We start from the raw sequence: 22,777 nt of genomic DNA, 5'->3' as shown, positions 1-22,777 counted from the left end.
GATCCGCCACGCGGCCAGATCGGCTATTGTTTTAAGCCTAAAATATTTCCCTCTCCGGTGACGTTGTCAAGGCGCCGCGCTCCCGCGAAATGCGGGCGGCTGATGGGTCCAACCACAGGGCCGGATGCGTCCCAGAGACTAAATGGTGCGATATGGTTCGATGGATTTCAGATCGGGCATAATCCCGAGGCCCGGGTCCTGCTCCAATTCAACGGTGCCTTCCCTGACGTTCAGGACCGGTCCACAGAACAGATCGCGCAACGGGTTGTCGTTGGCATCGACTTCCAGCCAGCCGTCACCTCCGACACCGGCGAGCAGATGTGCGGACGCAAGCAAGCCGATTCCGCCGCCGAGATAGTGCGGACAGAACGTCTTGCCGGACTTCAGGATGTCGCGCGCCAGCCCGGCACAGGCGCTGAGGCCGCCCCACTTCGCGATATCGGGCTGAACCACGCCGAGCACGCCTTCTGACAGCACGTCCTTGAAGGCTTCGACGCTCGAGATGTTCTCGCCGGCGGCAATCGGCATCTTCGCTTCAGCGTGCAGCTTGCGCCACTCTGCGCGCGGCCGGTCGGCGCGAAGCGGCTCCTCCAGCCAGCGCAGATCGAACTCGGCGAGCCGCGGCAGCATCTCGATCGCTTGCGCCGCAGACCAGCCCTGATTGGCATCGGCGGAAAGCATGCCGGCGCCGACGATCCCGCGCAGCGCGGCCAGATTGGCAAGATCGGTCTCCGCACCGAACCCGACCTTCAGCTTCAGCGCGCGATGACCGCGCCTTAGCGCGGCTTCCGCCGTCTGCGCGGCCCCGCCGGGATTGATGCCGCTGGCATAGACCTTGATCCTGCGCGAGTACCCGCCGAGCAACTGCCATAACGGCAAATGCTGACGGCGTGCGGAGAGGTCCCACAGCGCGAGGTCGATGCCGGAAATTGCCTGCGCGAACGGGCCGGGTTCGCCACATTGAAGCGCCAGGACCTCGGTTCCCTTGGTGAGGGTCTCGAAGGCTTGAGCCGGGCCGTCAAATTTGCGTCCGACGAGGCCGGGCGCGAGCACCTCGTTGACGAGCCGGGCGCGGTGCTCCGCGCCGGGCGCTGGGAAGTTCGACCAGGCTTCACCCCATCCCTCGACGCCGTCCTCATCGACAGCGCGAACGAAAACGGCGGGACGGTTGAGCATCCTGCCGAACGACGTCACCACCGGCGTCGCCAGGGGATAGCGATAGCAGAACGCCTGGATCGAGCGGATGGTAAAGCTGTCAGTCATGTTGCAGATCCTGCGAGACCACGCGGAACCGCTACCATTTCAGTAGGCGCGCGCGAAGTCACCTTCCTGCTTGATATCGGTGAACCCCGGGAAGCGCGCCTTCCACGGCGTTCCCTTGGCGGTGGTGAGCTGGTTGAGCCGCTCCAGTACGCCGAAGCCATCCTTGCGCAGGCTGGCCGCCACCGCTGCGCGGTCCGGGAAATTCTTCAGGACGGCGTCGAGCCAGATCGTGCGGCCGGCGAGAAAGCCACTTGCGCCTGCGGCATAGGAGTAATCCAGAACGCGCTCGAATTTCTCCGGGGCAGCGCCGCCCGACAGCAGCACCCAGGGGATGCTGCGCCCACGGCAGATATCGCCGATCGCATCGAACTCCTTCTGTGCGGCCTTGGCTTCGGCGCCGCCGTCGCGGGCCGGCAGGCCGTTGGCCGCAAGCGGGCTTTCCAGCTTGAGCAGATCGACGCCATATTCCGGCTTGGCGAACTCGCGCACGCTGTCGATGACGAGGCCCGGCAGCTTGCCCGGCGATTCCACATAGTCGGCGGTGTGATTGGCGCTGCCGAGGAAGGGATAGACCAGCAGCTCGAGGACATACGGAATGTCGTGGCGGGCGCACTCGACACCGATCTCGCGCACGAAGCGCTTCTGGTGCTCGTTCACGGCAGCATCGGCGTCCGGCCGGTACCAGGCCAGCACCTTGACGGCGTCCCCGCCCATGGCGCGGATCTTCTCCACGCTCCAATTGGTGATGGCGCGGGACTTGCGGCCGCCTGCAGTCTCTTCGACGCGATGCTCTTCCAGCGTCATGATCAGGCCGCAACGCGGCGGCAACAGGTCGATTGCCGCGGGCACGGCAAAATTCGGATCGAACAGCATCGAGCTGCAATGCGGCGCAAGGTTCTCGACGAGAAGGCGCTTTGCCGCCGTGACGTCGGAATACTCGACCTGCTCCCGGGTGATGCCCTTCGCCTTGGCGATGGCATCGAACAGCGGCGGCCGCTGGTCCAGCGCAACCATGCGAAAGTGGCCGTCCGCATCGGCAAGCCGTGCCAGGCCGCGGTTTTTTCCAATCGTTCTCATGGCGTCGTCCTCATGAATGCAAGACACTCGTTGATATCGGGGATTCCGTTACGGCCACCGGCGTGGCGGCATTTCATCGCGGCCGTAGCGGCCGAAAACGCCATGGCGGCGCGCACATCGAGGCCGACGCCGATCGCAAGCGCGTAGGCGCCGTGAAAGACGTCGCCGGCACCCGTGGTGTCGACAACCTCGACGGCATAAGCCGTCTGCTGGTGCAGCTGACCGTTCTCGTACCAGCTGACGCCGCCCTCGCCGCGTGTGACGGCGATGACCCCGCAGCCGAAACGCGCGACCGCTGCAAGGGAGTCGTCCCTGGCCGAGCCGGCAAAGGAGGTGAGCGCGGGCTCGGAGAAGATCGCGTGGTCCGTCAGCGGCAGCAGACGCTCGAACACCTCGGCGTCGGCCATGTCGCCGTCCAGCACCGTCGGAATGCCGCGCGCTCGCGCTTCGCGGAACAGCGTCGCGGCGCCCTCGACCCAGCGCGGATCGGCCAGCACGGACGATGCGCGCGCGACGCTTTTCAGCGGCAGCCAATCGGCGGCTTCGGGATAGAGGCCGCGGAAATTGACGATCTGGCGCTCTCCGGAGCTGTCGACGATGACTCCGGAGACGGACGAGCGGCCGTCGGGAAACAGGCGGAAATTCTCGACGTCGACGCCCTCGGCCACGAAGGCCGACCTCATCTCGTGGCCCGCGGCGTCATTCCCTGCCCGTCCCCAGAACGCCACGGACGCACCGAGCTTTGCCACGGCAACACTCGCATTGGCAGCCATGCCGCCGCCAAGCGTGCCGTATTCGACGGCCTTGATCTTCTCGCTTCCACCCGCGAACGGCCGTTCGACGCGCCAGACCTGGTCGAGCGCGGACAGGCCCAGGCAAATCACATGCGCAGGCCGGGCTTTGGACGCAACGTCCGCCAGCGCCGACAGATCACCGATGTTGGCTGCCGAGTTCACCGCAGCACCTGCCCGTTGGAAGCATCGAACAAATGGGTCTTGCCCGGCTGCGGACGCAGGCTGAGGCGGTCGCCGACCTTCGGCCGCAGTGCCGGGTCGACCCGCGCGATGGCGGAGCCGCCGGCGAGATCGAAATGGATCAGGGTATCCGAGCCGAGCGGCTCGACCAGCTTGACGTTGATGGCGATGCCATCGGCGGAATCCGTAGCGACTGCGAAATGCTCGGGGCGAATGCCCAGCACGGCGTTGCCGGCCTTGCTCAGGTGCGCCGCGGTCTCGCCGTCCAGCGGCAGCACCGTCCCACCTTGCGCGAGGATCGCACGTTCCTGACGCCATTCGACCGGGAAAAAGTTCATCGCGGGTGAGCCGATGAAGCCGGCGACGAACTGGTTGGCGGGACGCTCATAGACCGTCTCCGGCGTGTCATATTGCTGGATCGTGCCGCTCTGGAGCACCACGATCCGGTCGGCCATGGTCATGGCCTCGATCTGGTCGTGGGTGACGAAAACCATGGTGGTCTTCAGCTCCTGCGACAGCGCCTTGATCTCGGCCCGCACCTGCCCGCGCAGTTTTGCGTCGAGGTTCGACAGCGGCTCGTCGAACAGGAACGCCTTGGGATTGCGCACGATGGCGCGGCCCATGGCGACGCGCTGGCGCTGGCCGCCGGAGAGCTCCTTCGGCTTGCGGTCGAGATAAGGCTCGATGTGCAGAAGCGCAGCCGCCCGCCTCACGCGCGCATCGATCTCGGCCTTCGCCACTCCGCGCAGCTCCAGTGCAAACGACATGTTGTCGTAGACCTTCATATGCGGATAGAGCGCGTAGTCCTGGAACACCATCGCGATGTCGCGTTGCGCCGCCTGCACCCCGTTGACGCGCTTGTCGCCAATATAAAGGTCGCCTGACGAAATCGGCTCGAGGCCGGCGATGATGCGCAGCAGGGTCGACTTGCCGCAGCCGGATGGGCCGACGAAGACGACGAACTCGTGGTCCGCGATCTCCAGGTTGAGATCGGGGATCACGGTGAAATTGCCGTAGCGCTTGACGAGATTGCGGATCGAGATCGAGGCCATGACCGCTCAGTCCAGTGCCAGAACCGGCTTGATCAGCTCGCCCCTGGCGAAGCGGGCGAAATTCTCGGGAAGAGCCGACAGGCCGAACTCGCCGTCGACGAGGACGCGGTATTCGTCCTTGTATCTGCGCAACAGCTCGACATTCGGCTCGAAATCGGAGACCGGGAAATAGAAGGTTCGGATCATGTAGAAATCCTTGCGGCGGAACACCTTGCCTTCCTCGATGGTCCAGGGCGCCGCGTTCTCGCCGACCAGCACCAGGGCGCCGCGCGGCAGGACCAGCTCGATGCCGAGATTGCGCGCCGCATGCGCGCCTGAGCATTCCATGATGAGGGCAAAACGCTTCGACGTGTCGCCGACGGGATGCGCCTTGGCACCGAAGGATTGCGCGATCCTGAGACGCGCCCCGTTCGGATCCGCGACGTAGATGTCGTGGTAACCGAGCGCGCGGAGCGCCAGCACGACGCCGAGGCCGACAGGCCCTGCCCCCATCACGAGAACCGGTCCGGCCTCGGCCGGCGGCACCACGCGGCCGACGAAGCGCACGGCGTGGCCCGACGTGCCGATGGTGTCGAGCAGCAGCGGCGCAAGGCTGTCCTCGATGTCATCGGGGACGGGCAGCAGGCAATTTTCCGGCACCGGCACATATTCGGCATAGCCGCCAGGCCTGTTCCAGCCGATCAGGCTGGAGACCTCCAGGCACATCTGGGTATCGCCGCGCTTGCAGGCGGCGCAGCGGTCGCAGTGCAAGGGGATATAGACGGCGCAGCGGCGGCCATGCAGCCGGTGACCCGGCTGCTCGACCACGCCAAAGATCTCATGGCCCGCGGTGAATTCGGCGCCCTTGTGCCAGAGCTTGAAGTCCGAGCCGCACAGCGCGGTGCGCGAGACGCGCACCAGCACCTCGCCGGTGCCGATTTCGGGCATCGCCACGCGCTCGATGGTGATGCGATCGTTGCCGTGGAAGACCGCGGCCTGCATGATCGCGTTCGGACGGGGTGATACATTCATCAGAGACCTAGCCTTTCACCGCGCCGAGCGTCAGTCCGGAGACCAGCCAGCGCTGAACCAGGGCCGCCAGCACCAGCGGCGGCAATGCGATCAGCGTCGCCGCGGCCATGAGGGCGCCCCATTGCGTCGAGCCTTCGCCGATGAAGTTGAAGGCCGCCGCGATCAGCGTCTTGGTGTCGCCATTGGAGAGCACCAGCGCAAACAGGAAGTAGTTCCACGAGAACACGAAGGCGAGGATCGCCGACACCGCGACGCCTGAGGCCACCAGCGGCAGCGCGATGCGCCAGAGGATGCGCGTGACGCTGCATCCATCGACCTGCGCCGCCTCGAACACGCTGCGCGGAATGCCGTCGAAGGACGGCAGCAAGACCCAGATCACGATCGGCAGCGTGATGACGGCGTGACTGAGGATCAGCGCCGTGTAGGAACCGATCATGCCGACCTGCCGGAACATGACGTACCACGGCAGCAGAAACAGCGTGCCGGGCGCCATGCGCGCCGCCAGCGTCAGGATCGCCGGCCACGAAATCCGCGTCCACGAGACGGCGAAGGCCGCGGGGATACCGAACAGCAATCCAAGCGCCGTCGAGCCGACGGTGACGATGAGGCTGTTGAGCGCGTAGCTCAGGAACGGCGTGGTCCTGGTCAGCTCGACATAGTTTTCCAACGTCGGCGTGAACAACAGCGTGGGCGGATAGGCGGTGACCTCGAAGGAAGGCTTGAACGAGGACAGCACCATCCAGACCGTCGGCGCCATGATGAGCACGCCGGCCAGCACGAGCTGCACGGTGTTGAGCCAGCGGATCCAGCGATCGGTGTTGGCAGCGTCGGTCATGGCGTCACCAGGCAACCGCGCCGCGCAGGCGATTGAAGGCGAGCACGGCGCCGAACACGATCGCCGTCAGCGTCAGCATCAGGGCGCTGGCATAGCCGATGTTGAAGAACTCGAAGCCGACCCGGAAGCCGTAGATGTTGAGCGTGTTCGAGGCGTTGCCCGGGCCGCCCTGGGTGGTGATGTAGATGATGTCGAAGAAGCGCAAGAGATCGACGCTGCGCAGGATCGCCGCGGTGACGATGGTCGGCAGCAACAGCGGCAGCGTGATGCGCTGGAAGGTCTTGAACGGCGATGCGCCGTCGATCTGCGCGGCCTCATAGACGCTCGGCGGCAGCGATTGCAGACCGCCAAGCACGATCAGGGCGACGTAGGGGGTCCACTGCCAGCTGTCGATCAGCGCGACGGTCGGAATGACCAGCGATGGCGAGGCCAGCCAGTCCGACGGCGGCAGGCCGAGCGATTGCAGGATGTAATTGGCCGCGCCCAGCGAGGGATCGAGGATGACCAGCCACATCATGCCCGCGACCACCGGCGGCATCATGAAGGGCGAGATGAACAGCGAGCGCACGATGCCCGGCAGGCGCTTGGCGTGGAACAGCACCAGCGCCAGCCAGACGCCGAAGACGAGTTGCAGCGCCAGCGACAGCACATAAAGCGCGATCGTGACCCATAGGCCGTGCCAGAACTCGTAGTCGGCGACCAGCCTGGAATAATTGGCAAGGCCCGCAAAGGACTGCTTTCCGGTCGAGGAGAAATTCTGGAAGCCGAGCCAGACCGTATAGACGACGGGGAACGCGATCATCGCGACCGTGAAGATCACGGCCGGCGCGGAGAGCGCGGACATTTCCAGCTTCTGCCGGTCCTGCGTGAGTGTCGCAGCCGCGTCAGACATGCGTGCGTTTCCTTGAGAGGGACGAGGCGCCGGCCGGCAAAGCCAGCCGGCACCGAGCGTTACTTCTGGGCGATCAGCGCATCCAGCGCCTTGTCGGCATCCGCGCAGGCCTGGTCGATCGGCTTCTGCTTCAGGATGAGATCCTGCACGGCCTGGCCGATGAACTCGCGCGATTCCGGGTTCGCGACGATGGGATAGCCGACTTCGGACGAGCCCTTGGTGGCGAGCACGTCGAGCGCGGCCTGCCATTCCTTGCGAACCGGCTCCTCGTCGATCCACTTGCGATATTCAGGGTCCTTGGCGACCGACGGACGCGGCGGGGCGATGCCCTGCAGCGCCATCTTCTTCTGCACCTCGGGGCTGGTCGCCCATTGCACGAAGTACCAGGCCGCCTCCGGCTGCTTGCTGTGCGAGGACACCGCCATGCCCCAGCCGATCGTGGTCGGCACCTGGCCGGCCTCGCCCGCCGGGAACGGCAACAGGCCGGTGTCCTTCAGGCGCGCGCCGCCCTCCATCACCGTACGCAGTTCATTCGAGGATTCGAACGCCATCGCCGCACGGCCGCTGCGGTAGAGCGCGGAAATCTGCTGGAAGCTGTAATTGACGACGCCGGGCGGTCCGAAGTCGCGCAGCAGCCGGCTATAGGTGTCGAGCGCCTCCTTGCCCTTCGCCGAGCAGAGGTTCGACTTGCCGCTCGCGATATACGCGCCGCCGATATTGTGCAGCATATTGCTGAAGGTGTAGGCGATCGCGGGCTTGAGGCCGCGCGAGACGAAGGGCGTGACCGCGCTGTCGCAGGTCTTGATCTTCGCAGCCGCAGCCTCGACCTCCTTGATGGTCTTCGGCGCCTCGAGGCCGCACTTCTTGAAGATGTCGGTGCGGTAATAGAAGATCGGGCCCTCGATGTTCATCGGCATGCTGGTCAGCTTGCCGCCAAAGGTGGCGGCCTTGAGCAGGGCCTGGCTCAGCCCCGCCGAATCGTACTCCTTGGCCACCTCGGTCTTGGCCATCGCGGTGAGATCGCCGTACCAGCCGGCCGCGGCGAACTGCTCACCCTCGCGCGAGGGCAGCGTCATGAACACATCGACCTCGTCGCTGTTCGCATTCATGACGGTGACCAGACGCTGGCGCATCTGCTGCTCCTGATAGCCATCGACCTTCAGGGTCATGCCGGTCAGCTTCTCGAAATCGGCCTTGTAGGTCAGCAGCGCCTGGGCGACCGGATTGTTGTTGGCGAGAAAGGTGACGGTCTTGCCCTTGAACTTCATCCAGTCGAAATCGGCTGCGTGGACCTGCGTGCTGGCGGCAAACGCGAGAACGGGCAACGCGACATGCGTCGCGAGCATCCTGGCCTTCATCGAACTCTCCTCCCGGCTGGCCGCCTTAAACTGGCAGACCCTTTTGAACGTGTTTGAGCATCACTTGAAAACGGTTACAAAATAGACCTCACATCCGCCGTGTCAAGCGATGGACAAGCCGCGCAATCTGCGGCAAATTCGCGACAATACCGCTACCGCTCGCTCTTCATGCAAGATGTAACGTTACATACATGAGGCTGACCAACGCCAAATCCGTGAAACAGGGCATCCGCGCCGTGGCGGCGCGCGCGGGCGTGTCCACGGCGTCGGTCTCGCGCGCCCTCAACAATCCCGATGCGGTGAGCCCGTCCCTGCGCGCGCGCATCGAGCAGGCTATCGAGGCGCTCGGCTACATCCCGCACGCGCCGGCACGGATCCTGTCGTCGCGCCGCTCGCGCACCCTCGGCGCGATCGTGCCGACCATCGACAACACGATGTTCGCGCGCGGCATCGCCTCGCTGCAGCAATATCTGTCCTCGGTCGGATACATGCTGTTTCTCACCACGAGCGGCTATGATCTCGACGTCGAATTGCAGCAGGCGCGCAACCTGATCAGCCGGGGTGTCGACGGCCTCGTGCTGCGCGGCGATTGCCATCACGACGGATTGCGCAAGCTGCTGTCCGACAATGCGGTGCCGTTCATCAATGTCGGCATCTACCAGCCTGACAGGCCCTACCCTTGCGTCGGCACCGACAACGAGGCCGCTGCCCATCGCGCCGCCGCGCATGTGATCGAGCTTGGCCACCGCCGCATCGGGATCGTCTCGGCGCTCCAGCGCAACAACGACCGCGCCAGCGCCCGGGTCGCCGGATTTCGCCGAGCGCTCGCCGAAAACGGTCTGGAGCTTCCGCCGCAATGGCATGTCGAGGTGCCCTACACGCTGGACGACGCGCGCGAGGCGGCGCGCTATCTCCTCAACCTCAGGGAACGTCCGACCGCCGTTGTGTGCGGCAACGACGTCATCGCCTATGGCGTGCTGCTCGAGGCGGAGCGCGACGGGTTCTCCGTGCCGCGCGACCTTTCAGTCGTTGGTTTCGACGACCTCGACTGGAGCCGTCATCTGCGGCCGAGCCTGACGACGATCCACGTTCCGACCGGAGAAACCTGGCAGCGCGCCGGGGAATATCTGGTGCGGAGCCTTGCCGGCGAGCAGACCATCATGCACCGCGAGATCGACTTCTCGCTCGTGGTTCGCGAGTCGACGGCGCCGCCGCCGAAAGAACTGAAGTGAGACCCCACCGATGAATTCGAATTTCTCCCTCGCACCCGGCTTTCATGCCGTCGTAATCGGCGGCGCCGGCGACATAGGCGCTGCGATCAGCAACCAGTTTTGCGAGCTCGGCGCGACGGTGACGGCGACCGGCGCGAACGAGGCCGATCTTGCCCGCACGCTGCTGCAGCCGCGCACCGGGCTCACGCTCGCGACACTGGATGTCACCGACGATGCGGCCGTCGCGTCCTTTGCGCGGCAGCACCAGCGCGTCGACGCGCTGGTGAACTGCGCCGGCATTCTCGCCCGCGACAAAGAGTTCGAGATCGAGACCTTCATGAAGGTGATCGACGTCAATCTCACCGGCACGTTCCGGACCTGCATGGCGTTCCATCCGCGGCTCGCGCAGACGAGGGGCTCGATCGTCAACATCGCCTCGATGAATGCGACGCTGGCGCTGCCACGGATTCCCGCTTATTGCGCCAGCAAGGGCGGCGTCGTGATGCTGACCAAGGCGCTGGCTCTGAAGTGGGCCGAAGAGGGCATACGCGTCAATGCCGTCGCGCCCGGCTATATCGAGACCGCGATCAACGCCGCCGGCCGCACCGATCGCGCCCATTATCAGCGCATCGCCGACCGCACCGCATTCAAGCGCTGGGGGCAGCCCGAAGACATCGCCGGGGCTGTCGCCTTCCTCTGTATGCCGGCCTCGCAATATGCGACCGGCACCGTCGTTGCCGTGGATGGTGGATTCCTCGCGGGGTGATCCTGCAGCCGTTACCTGCTGCACCGCAGAACCATTTGCGCCGCAACATCCAAAATGAGACTGCCCGTCAAGCCGGACGGGACGTCCACGCATGCACGGCATGCAACTTCGGTTAGCCTCCCCGTCAAATCCGCACGCCTTTCGAGCTGCGGGCGCAGCGCCGGCCCGGCGCGGCGACAAATCGACGACACACAGGGAGGAGCACGATGTCGAAATGCAGTGTGGGGCTGCTCGCGCTGAGCAGCCTGTTTCTTTCAGGCGCCGCGATCGCTCAGGAGAAGATCAAGGTTGGCGTCACCGCAACGCTCGAAGGCACCTATACGGTGCTCGGCGAGGACGGCATGCGCGGCCATCAGACCGCCCTCAACGTGCTCGGCAAGAAAATCGGCGACAAGGAGCTCGAATTCATCGTCGCCTCGACCGACGCAACGCCGGACTCCGCAGTGCGGGCCGTGCGCAAGCTGATCGAGCAGGACAAGGTGCAGATCCTGCTGTCGCCGCTCTCCGGCGACGAAGGCATCGCCGTGAAGAACTTCGCCAAAACCCACCCCGAGCTGACCTTCATCAACGCGGCCTCCGGCGCCCAGGAAACGACTTACGTTGATCCCGCCCCGAACTTCTTCCGCTACAACATGGACGGCGCGCAGTGGCAGGTCGGCCTCGGCAAATACGCCTATGAGGAAAAGAAGTATCGCAAGATCGCGACCGTCGGCGAAGACTATTCCTTCATCTACACGCAGGTCTTCGGCCTCGTGCTTGAATTTTGCGGCGCCGGCGGACAGGTGACCAACCGGCAATGGGTGCCATTGGGAACGAAGGACTTCGCCTCCGTCATCGCCGCCCTGCCCGACGACGTCGATGCCATCTATCTCGGCCTTGGCGGCGCCGATGCCGTCAACTTCCTCAATCAGTACCAGCAGGCCGGCGGCAAGGCGCATCTGATGGGAGGTTCCATCATGATCGACCAGACCATCCTGTCGTCAAAGGGCAACGCCAAGAATGCCTTGGTCGGTACCATCGCGGCGAGCGGCCAGGCCGATACCTGGGAGGATCCGGGCTGGCAGAAGTTCGTGAAGGCCTATCAGGACGCCTTCCCACCCAACAAGCGCTTCCCGAGCCCGTCGCTGCTGGCGACCAACTACTATGATTCAACCATGGCGCTGATCCTCGCACTGCGTCAGGTCAACGGCGACCTCTCGAACAACCAGGCGAAGTTCAAGGAAGCGCTGGCGAAGATCGAACTCGATGCGCCGAACGGCAAGATCAAGCTCGACTCCAACCGCCAGGCGATCGGCACCAACTTCGTCACCGAGGTGGTCGACGACGGCAAGGGCGCGCTGTTCAGCAAGGTCGTCAAGGTGATCCCGAACGTGAACCAGACGCTCGGCTACGATCCGGCGGTGTTCTCCAAGATCGGATTGCCAAGCCGGACCGTACCGGAATGTAAGAAATACTGACGCATCACCTCCGGAACGCTCAAACGGAGAGCGACTTGCTGACGCGGTCGCTCTCCGCTCTTGCAATCTCGTCGGCGTTGATGAACGCTGGCGGAAAAGACAAGAACATTCGGGAGGGGAAGGCATGAGCCGTGCGCTCGCCGTCTTCCACGGCCGGTTCGGCCGGGCGACGGTTTATCAGTTGAACCGGCCTTTCAATATTCACGCCCATCGTGAAGGTCATTTGATCTTCCATGTCGGCGGCATGCCCGCATGCATTGACGTCTCCAACGGGCACTATGACCTCACCGAATCCTCTGTCGTCGCGGTCAATCCCTGGGAGCCGCACAACTTCCTGCCGGCCGATGTCGACGGTGGCGCGATCTTCTTCGTGCTGTATGTCAATGCCGAATGGTTTGCGCCCGACGCCTCCGGCTCCGACCGGTTGCGTTTCGGCCGCACCCAGTTCAAGCGGACGCCGGCCCTCGACAAGCACATCAGGCGAACCGCCGCGCTCGTTTGCGGCGCACCATCGCTCTCCAGCCTCGATTCCGAGCTGCGACGGCTGATCGACATCTGCTACGATGAAAGCTGGCAGCAGGCCGAGAGCGCGCGCGATGCGCGCGCCAACGGCGCCGTGACCGACTTCCGTGTGCGCAAATGCATCAGGCTGATGTCGGAGAGTCCCGGGGCGGAGATGGAGCTCGATACGATCGCGCGGGAATCCGGGCTGTCCCGGCCACATTTCTACCGGCTGTTCCGTGTCCAGACCGGCGTCACGCCGAACCTCTATCTCAACACGCTGATCATGGAACAGGCGCTCGAAGCGCTGGTGGCGAGCGAAGCGCCGATCGCCGATATCGGCTTTGATCTCGGCTTCTCCTCGCAAAGCGGCTTCACCCGCTTCTTCGCCGCCAATGTCGGGATGGCGCCGACCGATTATCGTCGCGCAGCCAAGGTTTTGCGCACCTGATCGCTGCGCGAAAAGATACTCACGATCAAACGTCCCTCTCGCAGCCCGGCTAGGATGCGGGCAACGCGATCCCAAGATGGTCGCGACCGACGGGAGCGTACGTTCATGGCGAGGCTAGCGGCCGCGGCAAGGCTGTCTGACCTGCATTCGACGGGCCTCAGGCGCGCCGCCTGCAAGAGCGGGCAGCACGCATGAGCCGCTTCGTCGAACGTCACCCGGCCTGGGCGCTGATCGCGATCATTGCCGTTGCGATTCTGCTCTGGCTGGCCTTCGCAGTCTGGCCGCCCGGCCTCGAAGAGGCGATCGGCCGCAAGCGCGTCTTCCTCAACGCGGTCTTCAACGGCATCACGCTCGGAGGCCTGTACTTCCTCGTCGCCAGCGGCTTCACGCTGATCTTCGGCCTGATGCGCAACGTCAATCTCGCGCATGGCTCGCTCTATCTGTTCGGCGGCTATGTCGGCTACGCCGTCAGCGCATCGACCGGGTCCTGGATCCTCAGCTTCATCGCCGCCTTCATCCTGACCGCCCTGGTCGGTGTCCTGCTTCAGGTCCTTGTGTTCCGCCGGATGGAGGGACAGGATCTCAGGCAGACCATGGTGACGATCGGGCTTTCGATCGTGTTCGCCGACCTCATGCTATGGGCTTGCGGTGGCAACTTCTATCAGATCCAGACGCCGAACTGGCTGATCGGTCCGATAGAGCTGCCGCTGGTCACGGCCATCAAATCCTCGGGCGAGCCGGTCTATCTCAGATATCCGCTGGTGCGGCTCGTGATCTTCGCCGCCTCCGTGGTCATCGGCGTGGCGATGTGGCTCGCGCTCAACCGCACCCGCGTCGGCATGATCATCCGCGCCGGCGTCGACGATCGCGATATCCTAGCTGCGACCGGCGTGCGCATCCAGCTCGTCTTCGTGCTGGTGTTCGCGTTCGGCGCGGGACTTGCCGGCATCGCCGGCGTCGTCGGCGGCACCTTCCAGTCATTGTCGCCCGGCGAGGACATCCGCTTCCTGCTGGCCTCGCTCGTCGTCGTGATCGTGGGCGGCATGGGCTCGATTCCCGGCGCGGCGCTCGGCGCGCTCATCATCGGCCTCGCCGAACAGCTCGGCTCGGTCTACATCCCGACCTACGCCATCGTCGTGACCTTCCTGATCATGGTGCTGGTGCTGGCCATCCGGCCGCAAGGCCTATTGGCGAGGCGCTGAGATGTCGCTCGCCCACGATAGCCGCGTTACCCTGCAGCCCGCCACCATGGCGCAGCGCCCGGCGCGGACGTGGCCGGAGATCAACCATCCCGCGGCCTGGATCGTCGCGGTCATTCTCGTGATCATGCCGCTGATCGCCAACGGCTTCTTCCTGATCGAGATCTTCGCCTCCACCTTGATCCTCGGCACCATGGCGCTGAGCCTGATGTTCCTCGCCGGCTATGGCGGCATGGTCAGCCTGATGCAGCTCACCATCGCCGGCTTCTCGGCCTATATGGTCGCCGTGTTCGGCGTCAGCGGCAACGCCAATATCAGCCTGGGCTGGCCGTGGTGGCTCGCGGTGCCGATGGCGCTGGCGCTGGCGACCGCCTTCGGCACCCTCGGCGGCGCGCTCGCGGTGCGCACCGAAGGCATCTACACCATCATGATCACGCTCGCGATCGGCGCGGCGTTCTATTATTTCACCAACCAGAACTGGGCGATCTTCAACGGCCATACCGGCATCAACACCGTGGCCACGCCGCATTTCTGGGGCGTGAACTGGCGCGCCGACATTCCCTTCTATTACGTCGTGCTCGCGGTCGCCGCGCTCTGTTACTTCGCAGTCGAATATCTCTCGCGCGCGCCCTTCGGCCTGGCTCTCCAGGGCGTGCGCGACAATCCGCGGCGCATGGCCGCGCTCGGCTTCAACGTCAATGCGCATCGCGTCGCCGCCTATGCCTTTGCCTCCTTCGTGGCCGCGCTGGCCGGCGTGCTCCAGGTCTGGAACTACCGCCAGATCTCGCCGGGCTCGGTCAGCGTCGGCGCCTGCATCGACGTGCTGATCATCGCCGTCGTCGGCGGCATCACACGCCCGATCGGCCCCTTCATCGGTGCGCTGATCTTCGTGCTGCTGCGTACCTTCGCGCTCGACTTCCTGGTCAGGCTCGGGCTCGACGGCAACCGCTTCCGCCTGTTGATCGGGCTCGGTTTCCTCGCCATCGTGTTCTGGTCTTCGGATGGCGTCATTGGCCTGTGGCAGCGCTGGCGCCAGCGTCAGCGCCGCGGCGCCGACCGATCCCCCGGAGGGCGCAGTCATGGATAGCGTCGCCCAGCGCCTCTCCGCCGTCGGTGCCGGCGCTGCGCTGGAGCTGCGCGGCGTGACGCGATTGTTCGGCGCACTCGCCGCGCTGACCGACGTCACCATCACCGTGCGTCCCGGCGAGCGGCGGGCCGTGCTCGGCTCCAACGGTGCCGGCAAGACCACGCTGTTCAACTGCATTACCGGCGATTTCCCGCCCTCCTCCGGCACCATCCGCTTCTTTGGCGAGGACGTCACGCATTTCCCGCCCTATGAGCGCATCCGACGCGGGCTGCGCCGGACCTACCAGATCTCGGCGCTGTTCCCCGGCCTCACCGTGCAGGACAACGTCTATCTCGCCTGCCGTGGCGTCTCGCGCGGGCGCTTCTCGTTCCTGCGCCCGGGACAGAACGATGCCCTGATGCATGCGGCCGACAATCTCGTGCAGGCCGTGCATCTTTCCGCCGTGAAGGACCAGCGCGTGGCCGAGCTCGCGCACGGCCAGCAGCGCCAGCTCGAGATCGCGCTCGCGCTCGCCGGCGCGCCGCGCTTCGTCCTGTTCGATGAACCGGCCGCAGGCCTGTCGCCGACAGAACGCGCCGAGCTGATCGAAATCCTGACCTCGCTGCCGGCGCATATCGGCTACATCATCATCGAGCACGACATGGACGTCGCCTTGCGCGTCGTCGAGAGCGTCACGATGATGCACAACGGCCGCGTGTTCAAGGAAGGCCTGCCGCAGGAGATCCAGTCCGACCCGGAAGTCCAGGAGCTATATCTTGGAGGCGGCCATGAATGAGGCCCGCCGCACCAGCGCAGCGCTCGAGGTCCGCGGCCTCGACGTCTACTATGGCCATTCGCACGCGCTGCAGGGGGTCGATCTCACGCTGGAGGGCGGCGTCTTCTCCGTGGTCGGCCGCAACGGCATGGGCAAGACGACGCTCTGCAAGGCGATCATGGGGCTGGTTGCCGTGAGTGGCGGCTCGATCCGCGTCCGCGGCGAGGACATCACGCGGCGGCCGCCGGCCCAGATCGCCCGGCTCGGTGTCGGCTATGTGCCGCAGGGCCGCCGCCTCTGGCGCTCGCTCAGCGTCGACGAGCATCTGCGGCTCGCCGGCGGCATGCGGCCCGGCGCCTGGACGGTCGAGCGCATCTACGAGACCTTTCCGCGTCTGGCCGAGCGCAAGGACCATGGAGGCGGCCAGCTCTCCGGCGGCGAGCAGCAGATGCTGGCGATCTCGCGCGCGCTGCTCACCAATCCGCAGCTCCTGATCATGGACGAGCCGACCGAAGGCCTCGCGCCCGTCATCGTGGCGCAGGTCGAGGAGATGCTGCTGCGCTTGGGGGAGGACGGCGACATGTCCGTGCTCGTGATCGAGCAGAACATCGGCGTTGCCACCGCGATCTCGCGCAACGTCGCGATCATGGTCAACGGCCGCATCAACCGCATCATCGACTCCGCGCGCCTCGCCGCCGACCGCGAGCTCCAGCAGCGACTGCTCGGCGTCGGGCTTCACGCCGAGCTCGAGCCGGATATCGACGTCGCCGCACCGGGCGCCGAAGCCAAGCCGGCACCGGCGGTCCGCCGCGACGGCCCGGTCCGAATCTACATCTCCAACCCGACCCTCCCGACAAGATGGTCGCAGCCGGTGCCGATCGCCCGCATCGAAGCGGCCGCGCGTACCCTCTCGACGCAGGTCGCGCGGCTCGACGAGACCGCGCGGCGCAAGCGCGAGCCGACAACGACGCAGGCCTCCGGGCCACCCGTCGTGCTGGTCGTCGGCACGCTCGACACCAAAGGCCAGGAGCTGCGCTTCATCCGCGACATCATCGCGGAAAGCGGCCTGCGCACGCGGCTGGTCGATGTTTCGACCAGCGGCAGGCATTCATCCTGCGATGTCTCCGCGCAGGAGATCGCCCTCAACCACGGTCGCGGCGGCTCCGCCGTGTTCGGCCCGGATCGCGGGGCGGCCGTGACCGCCATGGCAGATGCGTTTGCCAGCTGGCTGCGGCGCCAGGGCAATGTCGCAGGCGTGATTTCGGCCGGCGGCTCCGGCGCCGCCTCGCTGGTCGCCCCGGGCATGCGCACGCTTCCCGTCGGCGTGCCCAAGCTGATCATCTCCTCCGTCGCCTCCGGCGATGTCGGGCCCTATGTCGGACCGGCCGACATCACGATGATGTACTCGGTCACCGACGTGCAGGGGCTGAACGCGATCTCGCGGGCGGTGCTGGCCAACGGTGCCCATGCGATCGCCGGCATGGTCAAGGCGCGGATCGAAGGGCGCGAGGCCAGGGAGCGAACGGCCGGCGCCGGGCTGCCTTCGGTCGGCATCACCATGTTCGGGGTCACGACACCGGCCGTGCAGAAGATCGCGGCCGAGCTGCGCGACGATTTCGAGTGCCTGGTCTTCCACGCCACCGGCGTCGGCGGCCGTTCCATGGAGAAGCTCGTCGAGTCCGGCCAGCTCGCCGGCGTGATCGACCTGACCACAACCGAGATCTGCGACCTGCTGATGGGCGGCGTGTTTCCCGCGACGGACGACCGCTTCGGCGCGATCATTCGCAGCCGCCTGCCCTATGTCGGCTCGGTGGGCGCGCTCGACATGGTCAATTTTGGCGCGCCGGAGACCATTCCCGAACGCTATCGCGGCCGCAAACTCCACGTCCACAATCCGCAGGTGACGCTGATGCGGACGACGGCCGAAGAGAACGAGCGCATGGGCCGCTGGATCGGCGAACGGCTCAACCAGATGGATGGCCCCGTGCGCTTCTTCCTGCCAGAGGGCGGCGTTTCCGCGCTCGATGCGCGCGGCCAGCCATTCTGGGACCCCGACGCCGACGCGGCGCTGTTCCGCACGTTGGAGCGCACCGTGCGGCAGACCGGCAATCGTCAGCTCATTCGTATCCCCAAGAACATCAACGATCCCGACTTTGCCGCCGCCATCGTCGGTGCGTTCCGAATCCTGTTCGGTCGCACGGGTGTGCGGCGGAGACTAGCGAGGTGACCGATGGCGAGGTTTGAACGCGCAGCTCTGCTGAAGCGGTTTCGCGATATGGCGCGCCGCGGCGAGCCGATCGTCGGTGGCGGCGCCGGCACGGGGCTGTCGGCAAAATGCGAAGAGGCCGGCGGGGTGGACCTGATCGTCATCTACAATTCCGGCCGCTATCGAATGGCCGGCCGCGGCTCGCTCGCGGGCCTGATGGCTTACGGTGATGCCAATGCCATCGTGCTCGAAATGGCGAACGAAGTGCTGCCCGTGGTCACCAGGACGCCGGTGCTCGCCGGGGTCAACGGCACCGATCCGTTCCGCGACATGGACGTGTTTCTCGACCAGCTGAAGGCGCTCGGATTTGCCGGCGTCCAGAACTTTCCGACCGTCGGCCTGATCGACGGCACCTTCCGCGCCAATCTCGAAGAGACCGGGATGTCCTATGCGCTGGAGATCGACATGATCGCCAAGGCGCACGACAAGGACATGCTGACGACGCCCTATGTCTTCAGCGAGAAGGAAGCCGCTGCGATGGCGATCGCCGGCGCCGACATCATCGTCTGTCACATGGGCCTGACCACCGGCGGCTCGATCGGCGCGCAGACCGCTCCGAAGCTCAAGGACTGCCCCGCCCAGATCGACACCTGGGCGTCCGCCGCGCTCAGCGTCAATCCGGATATCCTGGTGCTGGCGCATGGCGGTCCGATCGCCGATCCCGCCGACGCAAATTTCATCATGAAGAACACCCGCCATTGCCATGGCTTCTACGGCGCCTCCTCGATGGAGCGGCTGCCCGTGGAGCGGGCGCTGACGGAACAGGTGCGTCAATTCAAGGCGATCGGCGCGCGGTAACGCCGAAGGTACGAGGGAGGGAAAGATGTCGGGGAATCTGATCGGTGAATTGATCCTCTGGCTGATCGTCGCGATCGTCGTGATCGTGGTTGGCGTCTACATCGTGAACTGGCTCTACCATCGCTCCTCCAAGGAGACTTCGTTCGTCCGCACCGGCTTCCTCGGCGAACGCGTGGTGATCAACGGCGGCGCCTTCGTGCTCCCGTTCATCCATGACTACACGCCGGTCAACATGAACGTGCTGCCGATGGGCATCGTCCGCTCCAGGCAGGATGCCGTGATCACGCGCGACCGCATGCGCGTCGATATCGAGGCCGACTTCTATGTCCGCGTGCAGCCGACCCGCGAGGCCGTCTCGATCGCCGCGGCGACGCTCGGCCGCCGCACCATGGAACCCGGACAGCTGCATGCACTGCTGGCCGGCAAATTCATCTCCGCGATCCGCTCGGTCGCCTCCGAAATGACCATGGAGGAGATGCACGAGCGGCGCGGCGACTATGTCGCACGGGTCAAGACCAATGCCGCCGAGGCCCTCGCCCAGAACGGCCTCGAGCTGGAATCCGTCGCGATCACCGATCTCGACCAGACCGATCTCGAGTTCTTCAACCCCTCGAACCGCTTCGACGCCGAGGGCTTGACGCGGCTGATGGAGGACATCGAAGCCCGGCGCAAGCTGCGCAACGACATCGAGCAGGACTCGATGATCAAGATCCGCACCCGCAATCTCGAAGCCGAGCGGCAGGCGCTGGAGATCGAGCGCGAGAGCGAGACCGCGCGCCTGGAGCAGGAACGCGACATTGAGATGCGCCGCGCGCTGCAGCGCACGGAAGTGGCCCGCGAACGGGCGCTGCGCGAGACCGAGGCCGAACAGGCGCAGATCTCCGCCCGCGAGGCCATCGAGCGCGCCCGCATCGCCAACGACCAGGCGATCGCGGAGGCTCGCATCGCCTCCGAGCGCGAGACACGCCAGAAGGAGATCGAGCGGACCCGCACCATCGAGGAGAAGGAGCTGCTGGCGCGCGAGGAGATCGAGAAGACCAGGATCGCCAACCAGCGCTCGATCGACACCACCCGCATCGCTTCGGAGCGTGAGGTCCGCCAGCGTGAGATCGAGCGGATGCGCACGGTCGAGGAAGCCGAGATCGCCGCGCGCGAAGCCATCGAGAAGGCGCGGATCCAGCAGGATCGTGTCGTCACGGATGCCCGCATCGCCAACGAGGAGGAGACGAGGCGCCGCGAGATCGAGCGCACGCGTGCGGTCGACGAGGCCGAGATCGCCGCGCGCGAGGCCACCGAGAAGGCCCGCATCGCCCAGACGCTGATCGTCAATGTCGAACGCATCTCCTCGGACGAGCGGACTCGCGCGCTGGAGATCCAGCAGGTGCGAACCATCCAGGAGGCCGAGATCGAGGCGCAGCGCGCGGTCGAAGCCGCCCGCATCGCCCGCGAGCGGACGCTCGCCGCCGAACGGATCGCCGCCGAGCAGAACACGCGGCAACTGGAAATCGAGCGCAACCAGGCGCTCGACGTCGCCGGCATCACCGCGCGCGAGACCACGGAAGCCTCGCGCATCGCGCAGGAGGAGCGCGTGCGCTCGCTGGAGATCGCCCGCAACCGCGCCGTCGAGGAAGCCGATATCGCCTCGCGCGAGGCGATCGAGGCGGCCCGCATCGCCCAGGAGAAGGCGGTTGCGGCCGAACGCATCCAGGCCGAACGCGACACGCGTTCGCTCGAAATCGAGCGGACCGGCGTCCTGGAGGCGGCCGAATTGAAGCGGCGCGACGCCATCGAACGCCAGCGCATCACGGTCGACCTGGCGCTGGAGGCCGAGCGCATCAACTCCTCCAAGAAGCGCGAGGTGCTCAACATCGAGCAGAAGAAGGCGATCGAGATCGCCGACGAGGACCGCGTCATCGCACTGTCAACCAAGAAGTCCGAGCGGATCGACGCCGACCGCCAGGTCCGGCAGGCCGAGATCGTCGCGCGCAAGGAGGTCGAGACCACCGACGTCTCGCGCGAGCAGGCGCTGGAGGCTGCCCGCATCGAACGCCGCCGCGCCATCGAGCAGCTCGAGGTCGCCCGCGTGCAATCCCTGCAGGAAGCCGAGATCGCCTCCCGCGAGGAGGTCGAGCGCGCGCGCATCGCCTCGGACCGCGGCCTCGACGAAGCCCGCGTCGGCCGCGAGCGCGAGCTGCGCAAGCTCGAGGTCAACCGCGAGAAGGACGTCGAGACGGTGCTGATGGAGAAGGCCATCGCCATCCATCAGAAGTCGCTGGAGGAGTCGGCAGCCCGCGCCGCCGCAGAAGAAGCGCGGATACGAGCGACCGAAGCCGCCGAGCGCGTGGTGACGGCGCGCGAAAGCGAAATCGCCAAGCGCCGCAAGACCGTCGAGGTGCTGCTCGCCGAGAAACAGGCCGAGGAAACCCGCATCGCCGCGGAGGCCGAGCGCGTCCGCGCCGCGGTCGAGGCCGAGGCGCAGCGGATGCTCAACGAGGCCGAGAACGTGCTCACCGACCAGGCGCGCTACTCGCTGTTCCGCAGAAAGCTGCTCGACCGCATCGAGGGCATCGTCCGCGAGAGCGTCAAGCCGATGGAAAAGATCGAGGGCATCCGCATTCTCCAGGTCGACGGCCTCAACGGCAATGGGCATGGCGGCAACGGCGGCCGCAGCGCCACCGACGAGGTGATCGATTCGGCGCTGCGCTACCGGGTCCAGGCGCCGCTGATCGACTCCATCCTGTCCGACATCGGCGTCGAGGGCGGCAGTCTCGCCAAAATGCCGGGCTTGATCCGCGAGGCCCGCGACATGCAAGGCATCAAGGATTCCGCACGCAAGAGCGGCGGTGGCGGCGACAAGCCCGCGGCCTCCCCGCCTGCAGCCGAGGGTGGCGAGCCACCGGCCGAGCGCGGGCCGCGAAAGAAGAGCTGAGGTCTGAACCATGGCCCGCGTCTACGTCTCTACCGTCGTCAACGCCCGCAACGACCGCGTCTGGGCGCGGGTGCGCGACTTCAACGGCCTGCCGAACTGGCATCCCGCCATCGCCGAAAGCCGCATCGAGGGCGGCGAGCCCTCCGACAAGATCGGCTGCGTCAGGGATTTCCGCCTGCGCAATGGCGACCGCATCCGCGAGAAGCTGCTTGGCCTCTCCGACTACGACATGTTCTGCACCTATTCGATCCTGGAATCGCCAATGGGCGTCGAGAACTACGTCGCGACGCTGCGGCTGACGCCGGTCACCGACGGCGACCAGACCTTCATGGAATGGACCGCCGAATTCGACTGCGCGCCCGAGCGGGAAACCGAGCTCGTCAGCAATATCGGCGGCGGCGTCTTTCAGGGCGGCTTCGACGCCCTGAAGCGCGTGTTCGGAGGCTAGGCGTGCCGCATATCGTCAAGAGCACGATCTTGGACGCCCCGACGGACGCGGCGTGGAGCGTGCTGCGGGATTTCAACGGCCACGACCGCTGGCATCCGGCGGTCGCGACCTCCTCGATCGAGCGCGCGCAATCCGCCGACAAGATCGGCTGCGTCAGGCGCTTCAAGCTCAGGGATGGTTCCGAGCTGCGCGAGCAATTGCTCGCGCTCTCCGACCTCGAACAATCCTTCAGCTATTGCCTGCTCGATACGCCGGTGCCGATGTTCAACTACGTCGCTCATGTCCGCCTGTTGCCGGTGACCGACGGCGACCGCACCTTCTGGCATTGGGAATCGCGCTTCACCACCAGACCTGAGGACAAGGACCGCATCACCCATATGGTCGCGGAAGACATCTACCAGGCCGGATTCGAGGCAATCCGCCGCCACCTGAAGGAGGTCGCCTAGCC

Annotated in this window: 21 protein-coding genes; 12 read left to right on the top strand and 9 right to left on the bottom strand. The window is 65.8% G+C overall.

The features are described from left to right. Window positions 1-138: 138 nt before the first annotated feature. The 8 genes from HAP40_RS14715 to HAP40_RS14680 are packed head-to-tail and all read right to left on the bottom strand — an operon-like array spanning window position 139 to window position 8,462. The gene (locus HAP40_RS14715) at window positions 139-1,263 is read right to left on the bottom strand and encodes a mandelate racemase/muconate lactonizing enzyme family protein (protein WP_166817128.1); all 1,125 of its coding nucleotides are present in this window, start codon (window positions 1,261-1,263) and stop codon (window positions 139-141) included. A 39-nt stretch (window positions 1,264-1,302) separates the two neighbouring features. Next, the gene (locus tag HAP40_RS14710; RefSeq protein ID WP_166817129.1) at window positions 1,303-2,340 is read right to left on the bottom strand and encodes a tagatose 1,6-diphosphate aldolase; all 1,038 of its coding nucleotides are present in this window, start codon (window positions 2,338-2,340) and stop codon (window positions 1,303-1,305) included. After that, on the bottom strand, window positions 2,337-3,296 hold the full coding sequence (locus HAP40_RS14705; RefSeq protein WP_166817130.1) for a sugar kinase: 960 nt from the start codon (window positions 3,294-3,296) through the stop codon (window positions 2,337-2,339). The genes HAP40_RS14710 and HAP40_RS14705 overlap by 4 nt, the downstream gene beginning before the upstream one ends. Then, a complete protein-coding gene (locus HAP40_RS14700) occupies window positions 3,293-4,366 on the bottom strand; it encodes an ABC transporter ATP-binding protein (protein WP_166817131.1) in 1,074 nt (357 codons plus the stop codon). Before HAP40_RS14700 ends, HAP40_RS14705 begins: the two co-directional genes overlap by 4 nt. 6 nt (window positions 4,367-4,372) lie before the next feature. After that, window positions 4,373-5,377 (bottom strand): zinc-dependent alcohol dehydrogenase family protein, encoded by a 1,005-nt coding sequence (locus HAP40_RS14695; RefSeq protein ID WP_166817132.1) that lies wholly within the window; start codon window positions 5,375-5,377, stop codon window positions 4,373-4,375. Window positions 5,378-5,384: 7 nt separating this feature from the next. Then, entirely contained in the window at window positions 5,385-6,212 is an 828-nt protein-coding gene (locus HAP40_RS14690) for a carbohydrate ABC transporter permease (RefSeq protein ID WP_166817133.1), read from the bottom strand. A 4-nt stretch (window positions 6,213-6,216) separates the two neighbouring features. Beyond that, a complete protein-coding gene (locus HAP40_RS14685) occupies window positions 6,217-7,104 on the bottom strand; it encodes a carbohydrate ABC transporter permease (protein WP_166817134.1) in 888 nt (295 codons plus the stop codon). 59 nt (window positions 7,105-7,163) lie between these two features. Beyond that, the gene (locus tag HAP40_RS14680) at window positions 7,164-8,462 is read right to left on the bottom strand and encodes an ABC transporter substrate-binding protein (protein ID WP_166817135.1); all 1,299 of its coding nucleotides are present in this window, start codon (window positions 8,460-8,462) and stop codon (window positions 7,164-7,166) included. Between the two features lie 191 nt (window positions 8,463-8,653). On the opposite strand from HAP40_RS14680, the gene HAP40_RS14675 reads away from it, so the two are divergent. The 3 genes from HAP40_RS14675 to HAP40_RS14665 all read left to right on the top strand — a co-directional run bounded on the left by HAP40_RS14675 (window position 8,654) and on the right by HAP40_RS14665 (window position 11,896). Beyond that, a complete protein-coding gene (locus HAP40_RS14675; RefSeq protein ID WP_166817136.1) occupies window positions 8,654-9,694 on the top strand; it encodes a LacI family DNA-binding transcriptional regulator in 1,041 nt (346 codons plus the stop codon). A gap of 10 nt (window positions 9,695-9,704) precedes the next feature. Continuing rightward, a complete protein-coding gene (locus HAP40_RS14670; protein ID WP_166817137.1) occupies window positions 9,705-10,439 on the top strand; it encodes an SDR family NAD(P)-dependent oxidoreductase in 735 nt (244 codons plus the stop codon). A gap of 206 nt (window positions 10,440-10,645) precedes the next feature. Continuing rightward, window positions 10,646-11,896, top strand: a complete 1,251-nt coding sequence (locus tag HAP40_RS14665) for an ABC transporter substrate-binding protein (protein WP_166817138.1) — start codon at window positions 10,646-10,648, stop codon at window positions 11,894-11,896. A 19-nt stretch (window positions 11,897-11,915) separates the two neighbouring features. Here the strand turns inward: HAP40_RS14665 and HAP40_RS14660 are convergent, their stop codons facing one another. Then, a complete protein-coding gene (locus HAP40_RS14660) occupies window positions 11,916-12,119 on the bottom strand; it encodes a hypothetical protein (protein WP_166810901.1) in 204 nt (67 codons plus the stop codon). On the opposite strand from HAP40_RS14660, the gene HAP40_RS14655 reads away from it, so the two are divergent. The 9 genes from HAP40_RS14655 to HAP40_RS14615 all read left to right on the top strand — a co-directional run bounded on the left by HAP40_RS14655 (window position 12,021) and on the right by HAP40_RS14615 (window position 22,775). Then, complete coding sequence (locus HAP40_RS14655; protein WP_166817139.1) at window positions 12,021-12,848, top strand: helix-turn-helix domain-containing protein; 828 nt, start codon at window positions 12,021-12,023, stop codon at window positions 12,846-12,848. The genes HAP40_RS14660 and HAP40_RS14655 overlap by 99 nt on opposite strands. 191 nt (window positions 12,849-13,039) lie before the next feature. Then, window positions 13,040-14,050: a branched-chain amino acid ABC transporter permease gene (locus tag HAP40_RS14650; protein ID WP_166817140.1), complete on the top strand. Its 1,011-nt coding sequence runs from the start codon at window positions 13,040-13,042 to the stop codon at window positions 14,048-14,050. Between the two features lies 1 nt (window position 14,051). Next, window positions 14,052-15,134: a branched-chain amino acid ABC transporter permease gene (locus tag HAP40_RS14645; RefSeq protein WP_166817141.1), complete on the top strand. Its 1,083-nt coding sequence runs from the start codon at window positions 14,052-14,054 to the stop codon at window positions 15,132-15,134. Beyond that, a complete protein-coding gene (locus HAP40_RS14640; RefSeq protein WP_035699142.1) occupies window positions 15,127-15,909 on the top strand; it encodes an ABC transporter ATP-binding protein in 783 nt (260 codons plus the stop codon). The genes HAP40_RS14645 and HAP40_RS14640 overlap by 8 nt, the downstream gene beginning before the upstream one ends. Continuing rightward, on the top strand, window positions 15,902-18,115 hold the full coding sequence (locus tag HAP40_RS14635; protein ID WP_166817142.1) for an ABC transporter permease: 2,214 nt from the start codon (window positions 15,902-15,904) through the stop codon (window positions 18,113-18,115). Before HAP40_RS14640 ends, HAP40_RS14635 begins: the two co-directional genes overlap by 8 nt. A gap of 3 nt (window positions 18,116-18,118) precedes the next feature. After that, entirely contained in the window at window positions 18,119-18,952 is an 834-nt protein-coding gene (locus HAP40_RS14630) for a phosphoenolpyruvate hydrolase family protein (protein WP_166817143.1), read from the top strand. 25 nt (window positions 18,953-18,977) lie between these two features. Continuing rightward, a complete protein-coding gene (locus HAP40_RS14625; RefSeq protein ID WP_166817144.1) occupies window positions 18,978-21,881 on the top strand; it encodes a flotillin family protein in 2,904 nt (967 codons plus the stop codon). A 10-nt stretch (window positions 21,882-21,891) separates the two neighbouring features. Beyond that, the gene (locus HAP40_RS14620; RefSeq protein WP_018643039.1) at window positions 21,892-22,329 is read left to right on the top strand and encodes an SRPBCC family protein; all 438 of its coding nucleotides are present in this window, start codon (window positions 21,892-21,894) and stop codon (window positions 22,327-22,329) included. A gap of 2 nt (window positions 22,330-22,331) precedes the next feature. Beyond that, complete coding sequence (locus HAP40_RS14615; RefSeq protein ID WP_166817145.1) at window positions 22,332-22,775, top strand: SRPBCC family protein; 444 nt, start codon at window positions 22,332-22,334, stop codon at window positions 22,773-22,775. The last annotated feature ends 2 nt before the right edge of the window (window positions 22,776-22,777 follow it).

The organism is Bradyrhizobium sp. 1(2017), assembly GCF_011602485.2.
Classification (GTDB): Bacteria; Pseudomonadota; Alphaproteobacteria; order Rhizobiales; family Xanthobacteraceae; genus Bradyrhizobium.
Note: the sequence above shows the minus strand (reverse complement) of the source record. Positions and strands in the feature narration are given on the sequence as shown.